13 protein-coding genes and 2 pseudogenes are annotated in these 18014 nt (G+C 56.9%); 4 read left to right on the plus strand and 11 right to left on the minus strand.

Annotated elements, in window-relative coordinates:
- Nucleotides 1-10: 10 nt before the first annotated feature.
- Both AC0LWM_RS23330 and AC0LWM_RS23335 read right to left on the minus strand, forming a co-directional pair.
- A complete protein-coding gene (locus AC0LWM_RS23330) occupies nucleotides 11-469 on the minus strand; it encodes a hypothetical protein (protein ID WP_474677405.1) in 459 nt (152 codons plus the stop codon).
- On the minus strand, nucleotides 457-1596 hold the full coding sequence (locus AC0LWM_RS23335) for an HD-GYP domain-containing protein (RefSeq protein WP_474677406.1): 1140 nt from the start codon (nucleotides 1594-1596) through the stop codon (nucleotides 457-459). The genes AC0LWM_RS23330 and AC0LWM_RS23335 overlap by 13 nt, the downstream gene beginning before the upstream one ends.
- A 205-nt stretch (nucleotides 1597-1801) precedes the next feature.
- On the opposite strand from AC0LWM_RS23335, the gene AC0LWM_RS23340 reads away from it, so the two are divergent.
- From AC0LWM_RS23340 to AC0LWM_RS23350, 3 genes are all read left to right on the plus strand, one after another.
- Nucleotides 1802-2464, plus strand: coding sequence for a response regulator (locus AC0LWM_RS23340; protein ID WP_474677407.1), 663 nt, complete (start codon nucleotides 1802-1804; stop codon nucleotides 2462-2464).
- Nucleotides 2465-2591: 127 nt separating this feature from the next.
- Entirely contained in the window at nucleotides 2592-3266 is a 675-nt protein-coding gene (locus tag AC0LWM_RS23345; RefSeq protein WP_474677408.1) for a response regulator, read from the plus strand.
- Nucleotides 3263-6514, plus strand: a complete 3252-nt coding sequence (locus AC0LWM_RS23350; protein WP_474677409.1) for an ATP-binding protein — start codon at nucleotides 3263-3265, stop codon at nucleotides 6512-6514. The genes AC0LWM_RS23345 and AC0LWM_RS23350 overlap by 4 nt, the downstream gene beginning before the upstream one ends.
- Nucleotides 6515-7019: 505 nt before the next feature.
- Here AC0LWM_RS23350 and AC0LWM_RS23355 read toward each other — a convergent pair.
- Together AC0LWM_RS23355 and AC0LWM_RS23360 are read right to left on the minus strand one after the other, a co-directional pair.
- Nucleotides 7020-9134, minus strand: a complete 2115-nt coding sequence (locus tag AC0LWM_RS23355; RefSeq protein ID WP_474677410.1) for an arginine--tRNA ligase — start codon at nucleotides 9132-9134, stop codon at nucleotides 7020-7022.
- A 147-nt stretch (nucleotides 9135-9281) separates the two neighbouring features.
- Nucleotides 9282-9446 carry a hypothetical protein gene (locus AC0LWM_RS23360; protein WP_474677411.1) on the minus strand — a complete coding sequence of 55 codons (165 nt, stop codon included), beginning with the start codon at nucleotides 9444-9446 and terminating at the stop codon, nucleotides 9282-9284.
- 147 nt (nucleotides 9447-9593) lie between these two features.
- Here AC0LWM_RS23360 and AC0LWM_RS23365 point away from each other — a divergent pair, with 147 nt between their 5' ends.
- Nucleotides 9594-10406 carry an alpha/beta hydrolase family protein gene (locus AC0LWM_RS23365; protein ID WP_474677412.1) on the plus strand — a complete coding sequence of 271 codons (813 nt, stop codon included), beginning with the start codon at nucleotides 9594-9596 and terminating at the stop codon, nucleotides 10404-10406.
- Nucleotides 10407-10535: 129 nt separating this feature from the next.
- Here the strand turns inward: AC0LWM_RS23365 and AC0LWM_RS23370 are convergent, their stop codons facing one another.
- From AC0LWM_RS23370 to ilvB, 7 genes and pseudogenes are all read right to left on the minus strand, one after another.
- Nucleotides 10536-11321, minus strand: a complete 786-nt coding sequence (locus AC0LWM_RS23370; protein WP_474677499.1) for a DUF3900 domain-containing protein — start codon at nucleotides 11319-11321, stop codon at nucleotides 10536-10538.
- Nucleotides 11298-12017: pseudogene (locus tag AC0LWM_RS23375) on the minus strand (DUF3900 domain-containing protein); the annotation flags it as partial. The pseudogene AC0LWM_RS23375 and the gene AC0LWM_RS23370, both read right to left, overlap by 24 nt.
- A gap of 425 nt (nucleotides 12018-12442) precedes the next feature.
- Complete coding sequence (locus tag AC0LWM_RS23380) at nucleotides 12443-13114, minus strand: HAD family hydrolase (RefSeq protein WP_474677413.1); 672 nt, start codon at nucleotides 13112-13114, stop codon at nucleotides 12443-12445.
- A 669-nt stretch (nucleotides 13115-13783) separates the two neighbouring features.
- A pseudogene (locus AC0LWM_RS23385) lies at nucleotides 13784-14242 on the minus strand (hypothetical protein); the annotation flags it as partial.
- A gap of 272 nt (nucleotides 14243-14514) precedes the next feature.
- Complete coding sequence (gene cysK, locus AC0LWM_RS23390) at nucleotides 14515-15450, minus strand: cysteine synthase A (protein ID WP_474677414.1); 936 nt, start codon at nucleotides 15448-15450, stop codon at nucleotides 14515-14517.
- 240 nt (nucleotides 15451-15690) lie between these two features.
- Nucleotides 15691-16167, minus strand: coding sequence for an acetolactate synthase small subunit (gene ilvN / locus AC0LWM_RS23395; protein WP_474677415.1), 477 nt, complete (start codon nucleotides 16165-16167; stop codon nucleotides 15691-15693).
- Nucleotides 16164-17903, minus strand: coding sequence for a biosynthetic-type acetolactate synthase large subunit (gene ilvB, locus AC0LWM_RS23400; protein ID WP_474677500.1), 1740 nt, complete (start codon nucleotides 17901-17903; stop codon nucleotides 16164-16166). Before ilvB ends, ilvN begins: the two co-directional genes overlap by 4 nt.
- Nucleotides 17904-18014 lie beyond the last annotated feature (111 nt).

The raw sequence follows: 18014 nt of genomic DNA on the forward strand, positions 1-18014 counted from the left end.
ATGAACACGATCAAAGGGGCTTCAAGATCATCAATACGAACAGCAGTGTTCCGATAATCGCCGCTACGTAATACATATGGTCGACTTTGGCGATCAGCGCCGATTGCGGCTCCGGCAGCCGCATCCGGTCGTCCAGCTTTATTTCCTGCAGCCACTGCCCAAGCTGCTTGGAGACCGGCCCGGCGACGTGGACGGAGACAGCCTGCAAAGCCAGATAAAAGGCCAGCGAACCGAAGATCCATAAGTCGGCCCGCAAACCGTTTCCATCCTTCGACAGAAGTACTGTAACAGCGGAGACGACGACAAGCGACGCACCTGCTGCCGACACCTTATTCAGCGTATTGTTCCACCGCACCAGCTTCCTTAATTCGCCGATCGTCCGACGATTGCTGTAAATCATATGGCCGAAGTACATCGGCACGGTCACGAGCAATGCGGTAATGAGCGGCAAGGCGATTATGCCATCCATGAGTGGTCGGCTCCTTTCTCGTTTGCGATCGTCGACACGATCGTAATATCCGTTCTTATTTTCAAATCCAGCTCATACGGTACTTTCATAAATTTCCCCCCGGTGTCGCGAACGACCCTGACGATCGGCCGGTGCGTAATCTCGCCGGCTTGTGATACGACTCCCACTTGGCCGTTGCTGAGCAGCACCCTGCTCGCCACCGGATAAATATTGATATGCTTATGGAAGCACCGGACAAGCTCCAAGTCGAAAAACTGATTGCCCGTTCCAAGCAAAAATTCCATCGCTTCGCCCCGGGCAAACGCCTTGCGGTGATGACGGGGCGACACAAGCGCATCGTACGTATCCGCGATCGCAACGATTTGCGCGAACGGATCGATCTCTTGCCCGCTCAGCCGGTAAGGATAACCCGAACCGTCGAACCGTTCATGATGCTGAAGCGCGCACCTTGCCGATCGAGTCGGAATGTCGCGCATGCCGATCAGCAGGTCGAAGCCGATGCGCGCGTGCGATTCCAGCAAGGTCCGGTCCGCGGCGGATAGCTTCCTTGCGCTGGTCAGCAAATCTCGCGGCATTTCGGCCATGCCGAGGTCGAACAACAACGCGCCGATCGTCAGCTCCAGCAAATCCGAGGAGGAATACCCCGATGCCAGGCCGATGACCCCGGCATAAAAGGCGACATTCATCGCATGCTCGTATAGCAGCGGATCGCTCCGGTACAAGATCGTTAATCCGTCGATCACGGTATTGTGCGAGGCGACGTCGAACAGAATCGGTCGAAACGTTTTCCGGTACCGGTGCTCCATCAGCGGCACCGAGGTGCGCCCACGTATAAAGTCGGATTCGGTCAGCTTCGTTAACGCGTTATAGACCCGCTTGCCCAGTTCCTCCGTATCTTCGCCGCGCTCGGACTTCTTCAGCTTGCCCGAAGCCGCAGCCAAGACGGCAAATCCGCCGTTACGTCGCTCCTCGATATATGCGCTGTCGATGCCGTGCATTTTGAGCCGTTCTATGTAGCTTTCCGTCAGACAAGTTCCGGCTTTGAGCAAAACCGTTCCGTTGCTTGTCCTCACCGGACACTGCAATATATCACCGTCCCTCAATAAGGAAACGCCTACTTCTCTCATCTTATTCACCTTTCTTGCCGTCAAGCTGAGCTTGTAGATTCGCTTCCTATCTTATGGAACGGAGAGGTCATATGACCAGTTACATGTGTAATCGGATTTGTCATCGATTTATCGCCCGAACCGCTTGCCGAGTATGGGAACATTCGGTATATTGGAAACGACGGAAGGAACGGTACTGCAACAACAAAGGGGGAACTAGCCACCCATGATCAAAATCATAATTGCCGACGACCAGCGGCTAATGCGCGACGGGTTGCAAACGATGATCAGCCTTGCCGACGATATGGAAGTCGTCGGGCATGCCGAAAACGGCAGGCAGGCCTACGAGCTTGCCGCAAGTCTCCGGCCGGATCTTGTTCTTATGGATATTCAAATGCCGCTGATGGACGGCATCGAAGGAACGAAACTCATCAAGCAGCATGTTCCCGGTACCAAGGTGCTCATCTTGACGACCTTCGCCGATGACGATTATATCGTGGACGGATTGGTCGGCGGCGCATGCGGCTTCCTGCTCAAAGATTTGCCCGGGGAAACGATCATCCAATCGATCCGCGACGCCGTCGGCGGCCAGTTGATGCTTCCCGCGGTCATCGCGTCGAAGCTCGCGGCAAGGCTTTCCTACTTATCGCCCGGCTCCCATCCGGCGGTGAACGTGCCTGCGCTGAAGCGGCTCGGCATTTCGTTTACGGATCGCGAGAAAACGCTGATCCGCCTCATGATCGACAATAAGAGCAACAAACAAATGGCCGGGATCTTGTTCGTGAGCGAAGGAACGCTTCGTAACTATATTAGCGCCATCTACAATAAAATCGGCACGAACGATCGGATGGAGGCGATCCGCGTCCTGAAGGAACTGGTGGAGAAATAGGCCTTGCAGTGACGTTTGTCACGGCCTCCCTGCTGACATGTCATTAATTGTCGCAGAGCGTAACCTTTTCGTTGTGCGGCTAATTTCCACGGTGTATACTTATGCCAATCAAAGGGACTGGGAGACGATGGGCGTGATTACGATTCTGATTGCGGACGATCAAACGCTGATGCGGGACGGACTGCACACGATTATTAGCTTACAAGAAGACATGCAGGTCGTGGGCATGGCCAAGGACGGGGAAGAGACGCTGCAGATGGCCGAAAGCTTGGCCCCGCAGCTTATTTTGATGGACATTCAAATGCCGTATTTGAACGGGATCGAGTGCACGAAACGAATCAAATCGTTCTCCCCCAACACGATCGTGCTGATCCTGACCACCTTCGCGGACGACGATTACATCATCGAGGCGCTCGCGAGCGGAGCGGCCGGATTTCTGCTTAAGGACATGGCCGGCGACAAGCTGGCCCAATTGATCCGCGATGCCGTAAAGGGCGAGCTGCTGCTCCCCTCCGTTATTGCGGGCAAACTCGCGGCGCGTTTGTCTTCCAAGACCGCATCGCTGCAAATGATGATCGGCACGAATCGCGTGAAGCACGAAGGCGTGAAGCTGTCCGACAAAGAATATGAGGTAGCCCTGCTCATGATCGAAGGGAAATCGAACCGCGAAATCGCCGGCAGGCTGTTCATGAGCGAAGGAACCGTCCGCAATTACGTCAGCTCGATCTATGCGAAAATCGGCACGAACGACCGGACGATCGCCATGATGACCTTGAAGGAACAGCTGGAGGGCATTACATGACGTCCATCGCTGCGGACCCTAAGCCGGTGAAACGCCGAATGCCGGGTTATGCGGTCATGGTCCTCTTTTTCCTGGCCGGTATAACCGGATTTACGATCATGATCAACGGTGGCTCCAAGCAGTTGAATTCAATTCATGTGGTCGCCATCCAAACACCTTCGAAATGGGAAGCCGTCCTCGGCGATCTGCCCGTTGCAGCCGGCCGGGTTCAAGACGACAAGGCCGCATGGCAACCGTACGCCTCTCTTCTGGAGCAATCCTCTTCCGGTCCGCCGGAGGAAGGGACGTTCTGGTTGCGGCGTACATTGCCGGAACAGTTGGCCGGGCTTCGCGATCCGCAAATGAGAGTGGTCGGCGTAAACCATTATGAAATTTACGTCGATAACCGATTAATCAAGTCCTATCATATGAACGATACCGATTCGACGGGCTCCCTGCTCGACTGGAACCTGGTACCCCTTCCCCCGGAGGCCACGGGCAAAACGATGCATATGCGGATTATGTCCGAATCGGCGGAGCTTTCGAACGGCCAGCTCATCGTCGGCGAAGGCAAGGACTGGGTCTGGCAAATGCTGCGCATGGACGCGATCAAGCTGTTCTTGACAGCATGCTTTTTGTTTTTGTTCTTCATTGCGATCGGCGGTTATTTTTTATACAACCGGGACCGACTGTATATATATTTTGCGCTGATGACGTTTTGCGCAGGTTACGCTTCGATCGCCCGGTCTTCCGTGGTGAACCTGTTCGTGAACCTTCCCTTCATCGCCGATTATTTTGGCCTGGTCATTCCGATCGGCGCGTTTGCGTTTGTCGGCATCTTCGAGCAGCTTTCAGAGCCATCCTATCATGCGAGATTCCGCAAGATCAGGCATTTCCTGCTCGGGCTGGCGATCCTTGGCGCGGCTGTCGTCAGCTTCAACCCCGGCTGGAGCAACATCGTCACCCTCTTCGTTTATGGCCCGACGATGTTTGCGGTCGCAATCCTGCTGGCGATGCCAATGCTTAAAAAAATCAAGCAGCGCGACAGCGAGGCCGAATGGCTCGTAGCCGGAATCGTCGGATTGTTAATCGGCCTGGCGCTTCACTATTCACTTTATTTGTTTCAAAATTTCAAGACCTCTTTAGGCAGCTTGCTTCCGAGCTTCACGTATTATTGGATGGACGCTACGACGATTATGGGCATCTTCTTCGCCGTGCTTTGCCTCGGCATGGTGTTAATCGCCCGATTGCGCGGCATTCACGACAAGGTGCAATTGTTCTCGGCGGAGCTGCAAGAGAAGAATGAGCGGCTTCAAGAGCTTGACCGCCTGAAGGACGAGTTTCTGGCCAACGTCTCGCACGAGCTGCGCACGCCGCTGCACGGCATGATCGGGTTGTCCGATTCGCTGCTGGAGGGCGTCGCCGGGCCGATTAACGCGCAGATGCGGCATAACCTGGAGCTGATTGGCACCAGCGGCAAACGGCTGTCGCGGCTGATCAACGATCTGCTGGATTTATCCAAGCTGAAACACCAGGAGATCGCTTTCGAGCCTTCGGCTCTTCACGTGCGGGATGTCGCCGCCCGCGTTCTGGCCGCCTTCGAGCCGCTCGCCGCGCAGAAGAACATCCAGCTTGCGAGCGATATCGGCGAAGCTCTTCCTCAAGTCAGCGCCGACGAGAACCGGCTTCAGCAAATTTTGTACAATTTGCTCGGCAATGCCGTTAAATTTACGGATCGCGGCCAAGTCCGCATCGACGCCGTAAGGCTGGACCGATTCGTGCAGGTTCGCGTCGCCGATACCGGCATCGGCATTCCGAAGGACCGGCTCGCCTTTATCGGCGAACCGTTCGTGCAGGCGGACAATCGTTCGCGCCGCGGCGGCACCGGGCTCGGGCTATCGATCACGCGCAAGCTGGTCGAGATGCATGGCGGGCAGCTGACGATCGATTCGGTGGAGGGCATCGGCACCTCCGTTACGTTTACGCTGCCGCTGGCCGACGGATCGGCAGCAGAGAAGCCTGCGGACGCCGCTCCGTTCGAGACGCTCCGTAAGCCGCTCGTCGAAGAAGCCAAAGAAGCCGAAGTGGCCGGAGAGAGCTTGTCGGACACCCCTTCGACCGGCTCGGATAACGGCGGGCAAGGCCTGCCGCATGCCGCAGCGCGTGCGGAACAGATTGGGCCGCCGCCTAAAGCAACGATTCTGCTCGTGGATGACGAGCCCGTGAATTTGCAGGTACTTGAAAATTATCTAACCGATCTGCCGCTCGACATCGTCCGTGCATCCAATGGAAGAGATGCCCTGAAAGCGATCGCGCTGCGCAAGCCGGACCTGGTGCTGCTTGATGTCATGATGCCGGATCTGAACGGCTACGAGGTTTGCATGGACATTCGCCAAAGGTATGACGCCAGCGCGCTGCCGGTCATTCTGCTGACGGCCAAAAACCGGCTGACCGACATGGTGGAAGGCTTCGAAGCCGGCGCCAACGATTATATCGTCAAGCCGGTCGCCAAGCACGAGCTGCTCGCCCGGGTTGACGTGCAGCTGCGGCTGTCGCGGCTGACGTACAGCTTGGAGCTGATGGTGCAGGAGCGTACCGCCGATCTGGAGCAAACGACGAAGCGGCTGGAGGAATCGATCCATGAAACGGCCGAAGCGCTGGCGGATTTGTCCGTAATGGAGGAAAGGAACCGGATTGCGCAGGAAATCCACGACAATGTCGGGCATACGCTCACGACGACGATCGTTCAGATGGAAGCCGCCAAAATGCTGCTCGCACGCGGCGACGAACGCGGCATGGAGAAGCTGAACCTGTCGCAAAATCTCGTCCGCCAAGGCTTGGACGACATCCGCGAGTCGGTGCGCATGATGAAGCAGCAAGGCACCGAGTTCCCGCTGGAGTCGGCGATGATGCAGCTCATGGATCAAACGGCTCAAGCGGCGGGCCTTGATATCCAGTATTCGGTGAAGCCGCTGCCTCTGCTTACGTCGATGCAGAAGAAAGTATTGTACCATGCGCTCAAGGAAGGGCTCACGAACGGCATGCGCCACGGCCAGAGCACCATGTTCCACTTCCTGCTGGAGCACAAAGACGGGCGTTTGTTGTTCCAGCTATGGAACAACGGCAAAAAATACGAGTCCGCCACGCCGGGCTTCGGCCTCCAAACGATGAGCGAACGGGTTCGCCAGCTCGGCGGACAGCTGGTTCTTAGCTCGGAGGACGATGGCCAAGAAGGCTGCCTGCTGACGATTGAATTGCCAGTCGCGTAACTGCCTAGGTATCTGTATACGCAATCCCTTCGCTCGCCACCTTTCACATGCCGCCTATAATAATTGGATTTGGATGAATCTGCTTATAGGTGGTTTTCACACCGCTCCCTGCGCCGGATTGTCCGGCAGTCCGGGTGCGGTGTTGTTTTTCCCGTGATGTCCGGCATCACGAGTCTTATATATACGCATAAAAACCGCCAGCAGGCGATCTTGCCCTCTGACGGTATATGCTGCATGGCAACGGTCTTGGAACGGTAATAACGAAAAAAAACGATAGAGAAGAAGCACGGAAAAATCCGTGTCATATCTCTATCGAATCAAATCACGTTAGAACGCTCCGCCATATTGCTCTATCTCGTTTTTGTTCTCGAGCCGCAGCATCTCCGCATGTTCCGCTGCCCATGCCGCCGCCAAACTTTCCATTGTTTTAACGTCCATTAACGTTCCCCCTATATAAGTCGCGGCCTCGGATTTTTGGATCGGCTCGGGCAGCAGCCGGTTTGCCCTACATCCGGTTCGGCGCAGGCAAGCCAAGCACCTGCAGCGCGTCGCGCATCGTCGCCGCATACCGGGCCGTCAGCCACACCCTGAACTTCAGGGCCGCATCGTCCGCTTTCAAAATCGGGCATACCGCATAAAAATGATTAAACGCCGTCGCCAGTTCATGGGCATACGTACAAATCTGATTCGGCGCCAGCTCCGTGACAGCCGCGCTCAGCACCTCCGGCCAATAGGCCATGTGCCGCAGCAGCGCATGCTCCGACGGTTCGAGCGTTGGAACGGCGATGTTTTCCGCGCTTAGGCCGGTTCCCTCGCCCGCGTTGAATCCCCGCTCCTTCTCCGCCTTTTGCAGCAGACTGGCTGCCCTGGCATAAGAGTACATCAAGTATACGCCGGTGTTGCCGGATACTTCGGTCGCCTGCTGCAGGTCGAACACGACTTCGGTTTGCAGATGGAAGCGCAACAGATAATACCGCACCGCCGCCGCCGCAATCGCCCGGCTGGATAGTCCTGTGCGGCGCGAGCGCTTCTGGTCGATCGCCTGCCCCATCCGGTCGAGGAAATCGGACACCTTGATGCCGATGCCTTGCCGTCCGGACATCGCGTACGCGCCTTTTCCATCGCTTGTATCCATGCCAAGGCTCGCAGCCGTATCGGGGCTTAGCGAAACGACGCCATAGCCGACATGACGCAGCTCCGACGCTTGCTTGTTATACCCGAGCGCGTGCAGCGCCTGCTTCACCATCGCTTGCGGATACTCCTGTCTGCGGTCGATCACATTGATGACAAGGTCCGCTTGCCCGAACGGCTTCTTGATTCCGCGGCGATCGGTCGTCCATAGGCCGTCGTCGAACTTCTTGTACCGGAAGTCTTTGCCGAGCAGGGCAAACTTCCATAAGTGGTAGGCGATATCTTTGGCCGTGTAAGTCAAAATACCGTTCGACCGGACGAGCACCTTGTCGGCATGGTGATCCGACGGCCCCGTTCCCGAAGCCGCTCCCGCTGAGACCGATGCAGGCTCCGTCGCTCCTTCATCCATAGCCAAGGCAGGCACCCGCGGCTTCGACTCGTCCGTCCGCCCGGACGACTGCTGCTGTTCGCGCTCCGCCAAACGCTCCGCTGCGATCGTTTCCGCCTGCTGATCTTCCGGCTGTTTGAGCACCCAGCAGCCCGCCAGCTTGCCTTCCTCTTCCCGGCGAAACACGGGCGTCCGGCACAGCAAATCAAAGGCCGCCTGCCAGAAGCCTTCCCGCACGATGTTGCTCTCCCATACCAGCACATCGTAGCGGATGCCGAATTGCTTCATTTCTTCTACGTGCTCCCGAACGATCCGTTCCGCAGTCAGCCCGCCGATCCATGCCAGATTGCCTTCCCCTTCCTCCAGCGCATGCAGCACCTTCGTCCGTTCCTCCTGCAGCTCCGGCTGCTGCTTGTAGGCTCTGTTAATGGCGGCGTACACATCCCAGCAAAAATCGCCGAATCTCGCATGCGAGCCGTTCTGCTCCGCCTGCAGCAAGCCGACGACCGTATCCGCCAGCTGATTGCCGAGGTCATCGATGTAGTTATGCACCTCGACGCGGTAGCCCGCCCTGTTCAGCATTCGCGCGAGCGTATCCCCGATGCAGGAATTTCGCAAATGACCGACGTGAGCCGATTTGTTCGGGTTGATCGACGTATGCTCGATAACGGCTTTTTTCGCTTTTGTGCCGGCTCTTGCAGACAAGCCACCCCTGGTGCCCATACGAGGATCTTCGCCTCTTGCGGCTTGACCGATCGCCTCGGCATCGGCATCCGCTCCCGCTTCAGCCATGTTCGCCCATACGCTCCAATCCAAGTACATGTTCAAGAAACCCGGCGCAACCACCTCAATCCGCTGAATAACGGCGAGCCGATCGTCTTCCTCCAGGCGCAGCTTTAACTGTTCGGCAATGGCCACCGGCGGTTTGCGCAATGTTTTTGCCAGCTTCATCGCCATGTTGGTCGAATACTCTCCATGCTCCATATTGCCTGGATGCTCCACAATCGCCTCCAGCTTTTCCGGCCACGACTCGCCGGCTTCCTTCACCAGCTTCTCCGCATGTTCTTGAATGACTTGCTCCAGCAATTCGTTTCGCAGCATTCGAATCTCACCTTCGCTTTCGTTGGTTTCGAAAACCCCTGACACACCGCACCGCATGAAAAACATCACGAATAACGCCAAAAAGCTCCCGTCTCCAAATAAGAGACGAGAGCTTCATTCCCGCGGTACCACCCTTTGTGCCGAACGTTAGCGTCCGGCCCCTTCACGACATAACGGCGTTATCGCCGAGCCTTCATACTGCTCCAAGCTACGCCGCAGGATGCGTCCGATGCTTCCAGCATCAGCGCTTGCAACAAGCTTCGAAGTTCCGAAGACCATCTTCCAGACCCGCTTCATTCCGAACTTCCGCACCGGCTCCCACCCTCCCGGCTCGCTTGGGCTTCCCTTCGAAATTACTGTTCTGTTCCTCGATGTTGATCTATACGATTGTAAACTTGTATTAGGTTATACACTACTTTATGATGATTGTCAACGACACTACATAAAGGAGCACGAACATTGCCGACAACGGAAACAAGCAACTGGAGAGACGGGGAGATCATTAACCGCAAGCGTCTATCGGACGAACAAGCTCCGATTCGGCTGTACCATATCACTTATGCAAGCCAAGGGCTGCCGGTGCAAGGGCTATTGGCCGAACCGCAGCGGGCCGAGCCTTGTCCGGGGCTCCTCTATTGCAGGGGAGGCATCGGGCGAGTCGGGATGGTGCAGCCGGAACGCATCGAAACGCTGGCCGCCCTAGGGTACATCGTGTTCGCCCCGTATTACCGCGGCTCGTCTAGCGGCGGGCACGGCATCGACGGGTTCGGCGGCGAGGACCGGCACGATGTGTACAACGCGCTGACACTGGTGCGCTCGTTGCCTGGCGTCGCGCCGCTGCCTATCCCGCTCATCGGCTTCTCGCGCGGATCGATCATGGCCGCGCTGGCGGCGCGCGATTGCCCGCTAGCCGGGCCGATCGTCGTCTGGGGCGGGGTCAGCGACCTGCTGCTGACGTACGAAGAGCGCATCGACCTGCGGCGGATGCTGAAGCGCGTCGTCGGCCACCCAGTCAAGCAAGCCGCAGCGTATCACGACCGCTCGCCCGTATGCTGGGCGGATCGAATCCGCCGCCCTGTGCTGATCGTTCACGGTGATCAGGACGACCAAGTGAGCGTAGAGCATGCGCACCGGCTCGCGCACGAGTTGGAGCGGCACGGCAAGGACTTCGCCATATCCATATATGAAGGGATGAAGCATCGGTTCCCGCCGGAAACTGACGCGGCCGCGCTCGCTCAAATCGACCGCTGGATTCGAAGTAAGCTTATTTAACTTGTGCCAGTTTAGCCTTGAACTATGGGAAGTGCCGTAACCGAGTCATCCGGAAGAAGGGGCCGTAGCCCGCGGCTTACTGCTGTTCTTGCCCTAAACTATTCGTAACGCCGCACTGCGCTTCTCTCATCACCAAGGCGGCTTATCGCCCTCATATGACGATTGCGATTGCGCATACTGCGATCCAGCCGTATCGGCCCCCGCGTCCCCATCCGACTCGCCAATGCGGTTAATGACCTGCTCGATCGGCCCCGGCGACAACAGCTCGATCGGCGACATGCCTTTGTCGAACTCGAATTGGTCGCCTTCGATCAGCACGACGTATTTCCCGTTATGACGCGCGATATGGAGCCTGCAGCCGTAATCGGCGAGCAATGCTTTGACCGAAATGCCGCCGAGCTTGAACTTCAGCTCCAAGTCATCCTTCTGCCCCGTCAGCAGCGCCGCGGCTTCCAGCACTTGCTCGTGCCCCCACGTTTCCTGCAAGTCCCGCTTGTCGCGCGCCGCCCATACCTCGAAGCTTTGCTTCTCCTGCTGCAGGCGGCTGTTCGGGGCGGGTGCGGAGCCGGAAGCGGCATAACCGCCGGACGCAACCGCATGCTCGTCCCATGGAGGCTGCTGCATACGCAAGCGATCCTGCGCTCCGCCGCCCGGTTCCTCGTCGACCGCGTGCATGGCGCCGCCCGTCATCGGGGACGGGTCGGCATGCAATGCCGCTCCATGTTCCCCCGCTGCAAACCCGTCGTAGCCGCTGCCGTCGGGTTGCCGGAACTGCGCTTCGTAGCCTGCGTCCACCGATTGCTCGCCATACCCGCCATACCCGCCGTCCGACGACTGCAACGACTGCGCTCCATAACCCGCAACATTCCGTAAAGCCTCGTCTCCCGCGTCTGCTCCCTGCCATTTATGCTCCATAAATTGATTGACCATCGTCAGCACCTGCTCGCTCACGATTTCCGGCATCGATTTCTCGTACGAGACGTATTTCAGGAAATCCTCGAAATACCGCGCATGCGATGCCTGATGGACCTTCAGCTCCAGCTCCTCCAGAATGCCCTCCTCGGGCATGAACGGATATTGAATCGACTTGATGTTGCGGGCGCTGATCGCCATGTCGACCTGCGCAATCAAGCTTTTCTCATCGGCGATCCGCGCCACCTTCGGCTCAAAATCGCACTTCATGACGAACACGAACGGTTCGTCGAAATATTGGTTCAGCTTCGCCGTGGCAAAAATCATCGCCCCGCCGCGCACCGCGCTCGTATCCATGTAGATGCGCACCATTTCGTCGCAGCCCCACAAAAACTCATCCCGGGTTACGGCCGTCCGTAGCCTTTGGAACAAATTATAATTCGGATTGCTGCCCGGCTCATGGCCCGGCTCCACGATAAAACGGCCGATCTTGGTCGGCGCATGTTCGGAGCTTGGATTTTTCTCCACCTTGCGCTTCGCGATCCGCGCAAATTCGCCGTCGAGGAAATGCTTGATTTCGCTGTACGCGTACGCTTCTCCATCGAGCGTTTGATAGTGTTTATAGGCTTTGGCGCCGGCGTTTCCGCCGCCCTCCGGCTGAATGACGAAAAACGATAAATACTGTATCGAAAAGTCCATAAGGCCTCCTAATATTCGAACTCGTTCACGGTTTCCCAAAAGAGGATACGCATAATGTACAAGGTAATCGGCAGTCTGTCAAACCGCTTTATGAACCGCGGGAACAAGCGATTGCCCCTCCCCCGCGCGGCCCGATCATAATAGGATGAAGATTGTACTTTGTACAATGGAACCGGCGTAAGAGCGCCACTGGATTCCATTCCGTTGCATTTTGTGCAATCGTGATTCGTTCTGACAAGCAATTTAGTCGAAAAAATCCAGTTCCATTGTACATCGTACAATAGACTGACCATTTTCCGCGAGATCAAAAGATTTCTATTGCACATTTTGCAATGTAGTTTCGAATCGAATTCGAAATTTTAAAAGCCGATCCGGGCGGAAAATCGCCCAAACCGGCTTATTGCGGACGTCCGCGTTGACGTCGCTTATTTTACGTAGTTCAGCAGCTCGCCGAACGAGGTGATGCGGATATCCGCGCCGTCCAGCTCGCCGCTTTTGCGGAAGCCGGCATAGTCGCAGCCGACGACGGTCAAGCCGTTCTTCTTGCCCGCTTCCACATCGGAAGAGCGGTCGCCGACCATCCAGGCGCTGCTTATGCCATGCTTGTCCAGCAAAATGCGCACGAGATCGACCTTGGAACGCGTCTCATATTCCCCGGCGCTGTAGAGCTCCTCGAACAACGGAGCAAGCCCCTTGTGCTCGATGACCTTCTTCACGTAATCCTCCAGGCCGTTGCTAGCGACAAACAACTTAACGCCCTTGTCCCTCAGCGCCTGCAGCGTATCTTCTACGTCTTCGTACATCGCGCCGACGCCTTGCTTGAGCCCTTCCATCTGATGCTGCAGCAGCAGCACATCCGCACGTTGGCGCGTGTCGACAGGCTCCTCCGGCATCACGTTTTTCCAAATATCCTCCAGCAGCATGCCGAGACTACCTAAAATTCGTTCCTCCGGCGGCGTCTCACCTTGAAATACGCCTTCGCTTCGCATCTGATCGAAGCAAGCGTGATAAGCCGGCAGCAGCAGCGTTTCGGTCTGAAACAACGTGCCGTCCAGGTCAAAAATCATCGCTTCCGGTTTGCTCCAAGCTGTTGTCATCGATTGCCTTCCTCCCGAACCATTTGAACTTTATACAACCATTTCCACGGGCAAAAGTCAATGCTGGAATCTAAACAAATCGGCGAACTTCAAGGTTCCGCTCGAATACATCTCCTATGTCGAAATCCCCTTAGCTCAGGATAGCAGCGTTTGGAGGAAACTCTCCACAAATTATTATTTTCTGCAATAGAAATGTAATCAGGCAGTCAAGATTTTCTCCGTTCAAATGCATCCTCTTTGTCGAAATCCCTTTGGCTCAGGATAGCTGTTTTGCAGGGAACTTCTACTTAAGCTTTAAGATCAGGATTCCCTCGGCAACAACATTCCATTTCCTGAACGAAGGGGATTTCGGCAAAAAGGGAAAGCGGGCTTCTAACATAAAATTCAAAACGGTATTTTATGTTATTTTTATCATCTTATCTTCCACGCGTCCGTACTCAACAAAACAATGCAAAAAAGCGACCGCACGGCCGCTTCCTTCAATCTTCGAACAATATTCCAATCTGCATTCCCTCATTACATATGGACGTCCCTTTTTTTCCCGACCACCAGCAGCAGGCCGATGGCGATCAGCACAACTGCGAGAACCGGACTCATCATCGGATCGCCCAACACCGTTCCCGCCGAAAAAACGACGAAGAAGATGAAAGACATGATGCCGNCGATGGCGATCAGCACAACTGCGAGAACCGGACTCATCATCGGATCGCCCAACACCGTTCCCGCCGAAAAAACGACGAAGAAGATGAAAGACATGATGCCGAGAAAATAAATCGGAATGAGCAGCCATTTGTTGCGGCTCCCGAACCAATAAAACTCAGCCAATCCAAAAGCGACCGCGAGCGGAAAGCCCGGCCACATCACATGCCACAGATCGAACAGCATCGAAATCTGGCATACGATACCTGCAACCAGTAGAATACCGCCCGGAATGAGCAGCCCCGTCGCCCGGCGCGCCGTCATGGAGAAGTACATCCAGTGGAAAAACACGCCTAACGGGATGACGAACATGCTCGCCCAGAAATAAGCGAAAATATCGCCGGTGTCCATCGAAACGCCTTTGTTGATAAATAAATATCCGCCTGCAAGGATCAGGATGATCCCTAAAATCGCCCTACTGCTGTTCATCCAAACCTAACCTCCCGAAAATGTCCGTTCCGCCGAAGCGGCAATGACTGAACTGAAACCATCGTAACATGGGGGTTATCCCGTGTCATCGGTCCCGGGACGGAAAGGCTTCTCGTTCCCGCGGCCTTGCCCATCAGCCTAACCCTGCCATTGATGCTCTTTCGTCTGTTTCGCTGACCTATGTAAGAATCCGGTTGAATGGGGCGGGTAGCGGCGTCGGAAATCGGAATGCGGCGTTTGGGCAAAATCGTCCCGGCTTCATCCGATATCCGTTAGTCTGCCTGGAACAGGGCGGTGGACAAATACCGCTCTCCCGTATCGGGCAGCAGGACGACGATCGACTTGCCGCGATATTCCGGGCGCTGCGCGATTTGAGTCGCGGCGAACACGGCGGCGCCGGACGAAATGCCGACGAGCAGCCCCTCGTGCCGAGCCAGCTTGCGGGCCGTCTCGAACGCAGCCTCGTTCTTGACCTTCACGATCTCGTCGACGACCGATTCGTCGAGCGTGTCGGGCACGAAGCCCGCGCCGAGCCCCTGAATTTGATGCGGGCCCGGCTTTCCGCCGGAAAGCACCGCCGAATCGAACGGTTCGACCGCAACGATGTGGACGGACGGTTTCTTCCGCTTCAGTACGTCGCCGACACCGGAGATCGTTCCTCCTGTCCCGACGCCCGCAACGAACACGTCGACGTCCCCGTCCGTATCCCGCCATATTTCCTCGGCCGTTGTTTTCCGGTGAATTTCGGGATTCGCCGCATTGGCGAACTGCTGCGGGATGTAAGAATTCGGGGTTTCGGCGGCTAACTCCTCCGCTCTGCGAATCGCCCCGCGCATCCCTTCCGCTTCCGGCGTCAGCACCAGCTCCGCCCCTAGAGCCTTCAGCAGCTTCCGGCGTTCGATGCTGAACGTTTCCGGCAGCGTAATGATCAGCTTGTAACCAAGGGCGGCCGCGGCAAATGCGAGTGCGATCCCAGTATTGCCGCTAGTCGGTTCGATAATGACGGTATCTTTATTTAGCAATCCGCGCTCTTCCGCGTCTTTGATCATGGCATAACCGATCCGGTCTTTGACACTGCCCGCAGGGTTGAAATATTCCAGTTTCGCAATCAGCTTCGTTTCGAGCTGCTCTGCCTTCATATAGTTGGATAGCTCCAGCAACGGGGTGTTCCCGATAAGTTCCGTTAAATTTTTCGCAATGTTAGGCAATGTAAATTCCTCCATGACAAACATGAATAATACCCTACCAATATAGTAGGGTATTATCACTGTAGCATAGTTGGCACATGGAAACAATGTTGGGTCCTTAGACCAACAAACGGCGGCTTTTCAGCAGCTTCAGCCGGCTCTTGCTCGGACCCGCTTTCATCGCATTCAGTCTACTAACAAGCCTAAGCTGCTGCTCGTTTTCATCGGCCATCCATTCATTAATAGGCCCAGCTCCGCTTGTTATCCCCGGCTCATCGCCGTCTCGCCGGTCCGCGTCAGCTCCAGCACGCCGTACGATTGCAGCAGCTGCACGAATGCGTTGTTTTTCTCGGTGTCGCCGACCGCCTGGATCATGATCGAATCGATGCCGACGTCGACAACCGAGCAGCGGAACGTTTGGACGATGTCGAAAATTTCGGGACGGCGGTCTGGCGCGGCGAACAGTTTCACCAGCATCAGCTCGCGCGAGACGAGCGGCCCTGCGCTAAGATGGCGAACGTCGATGACGTCGATCAGCTTGGACAGCTGATGGCACATTTGCGCGATTAGCCGGTCATCGCCCCGGGTGACAATGATGACGCGCGAGATGCCCGCTTCCTCGGAGGCGCCGACCGTAATGCTCTCGATATTGTAGCCGCGGCGTCCGAACAACCCCGCAATGCGCTGCAATACGCCGGGAACGTCGTTGACTATGGCGGAGATCGTTTGTTTCGTCATTCCGGCACCTCCAGCATCATGTCGTTTAACGTTTGGCCCTGCGGAATCATCGGGAAAACGAATTCGTCCTTCGATACGACAAAATCGACGAGCACCGGCCCCGGCGTATCCATCGCCTGTCTCCAGGCAGCCTCCGCCTCCGCTTTGTTCGTCGCCCGCAATCCCTTGACTCCGTAGGCTTCCGCCAACTTGACGAAATCAGGGCTGCCTGACAGATCGATATGGCTGCGCCGCCCTTCATAGATGAGCTCCTGCCACTGCCGGATCATGCCAAGCGACTGGTTGTTGATGACGACGATTTTGACCGGAATTTGGTGTATGGCGCAAATCGCCAGCTCCTGCGCGCACATCTGCATCCCGCCGTCGCCGTTAATCGAAACGACCAGCTTGCCCGGCCTTCCGAGCTGCGCGCCGATCGCGGACGGAAAGCCGAAGCCCATCGTGCCGAGGCCGCCGGAGCTGATGAAAGCGCGGGGCTCCGCGAATTTGTAGAACTGCGCCGCCCACATCTGATGCTGTCCGACATCGGTCGTTACGATCGCTTGCCCCCCGGTCATCCGATAGATCATATCGATGACGAACTGGGGTTTCAGCTCGTCCTCCGAATCCGGGATGACGAGCGGAAATTGCCGTTTCATCGCGAATAAGCCCTCCAGCCATTCGCGGTTGCCCTCTCTCGCCGGCATGTCGCGGCTCACCGCCGACAGCACCGATTTGGCGTCACCGACGATCGGGATCGCGGTCGGCACGAGCTTGCCGATCTCGGCGGCGTCGATGTCGATGTGCGCGATCAGCGCATGCGGCGCGAAGCCGTCGAGCCGCATCGTCACGCGATCGTCGAACCGGGCGCCGACCGAGATGAGCAGATCGCACTGCGTCAGCGCCCGGTTCGCGGTGTACGTGCCGTGCATGCCCGGCATGCCGAGCCAAAGCTCGTCGGCGCTCGGGAACCCGCCAAGCCCGAGCAGCGTCGTCGTCACCGGAATTTGCGCCTTGCGGGCAAATTCCGTCAACTCGGCCGACGCATCGGCATGGACGACGCCGGCGCCGGCGAGGATGAGCGGCCGCTCCGCTCCTTCGATGGCGAGCCGCAGCTTCTCAATTTGCGCCGGGGCGGTTTCGGCGGCTGGCTTGTACCCGCGCAGCGCGATCGCCTCCGCATAGCGGAATTCGCACAGCGCCGCCGAGACGTCCTTCGGGATGTCGACGAGCACCGGGCCTTTGCGGCCTGTCGAGGCGATATGGAACGCCTCCCGGATCGTGCGGTGCAGGTCTTCGACCCGCCGCACGCAGTAGCTGTGCTTCGTCACCGGCTGCGTCATGCCGACGATGTCCGCCTCCTGGAACGCATCCGTGCCCATCAATGAAGTCGCCACATTGCCCGTGATGACGACAAGCGGCACGGAATCCATATTCGCCGTCGCAATGCCGGTGATCAAATTCGTCGCGCCGGGACCGGACGTCGCGATGCATACGCCGACTTTGCCCGTTGCGCGAGCATACCCGTCGGCCGCATGAATGGCCCCTTGCTCATGGCGGGTCAGCACGTGGCGAAAATCAGGGTTGCCGTGCATCGCGTCGTAAATATACAGCACTGCGCCGCCTGGGTAGCCGAAAACGCATTCGACGCCTTCCAGCAGCAGCGATCGGAGCAAAATATCCGATCCGCTGATCATATCCCGCTGCTTCAGTCTGCTTCGGAACGATTCGTCGTGAATCGCACTGCCGTTGTACATGGAGTTCATTCGCATCACCTTCCTTACAAGTCGTGACACAAACTTACCATGGCGCCGCCGCGCGATGAACTATCCATACGATCACTTCGGTAGTATACTTTGAGATAAAGT

The sequence above is a fragment of the Paenibacillus sp. sgz302148 genome, from assembly GCF_056120465.1.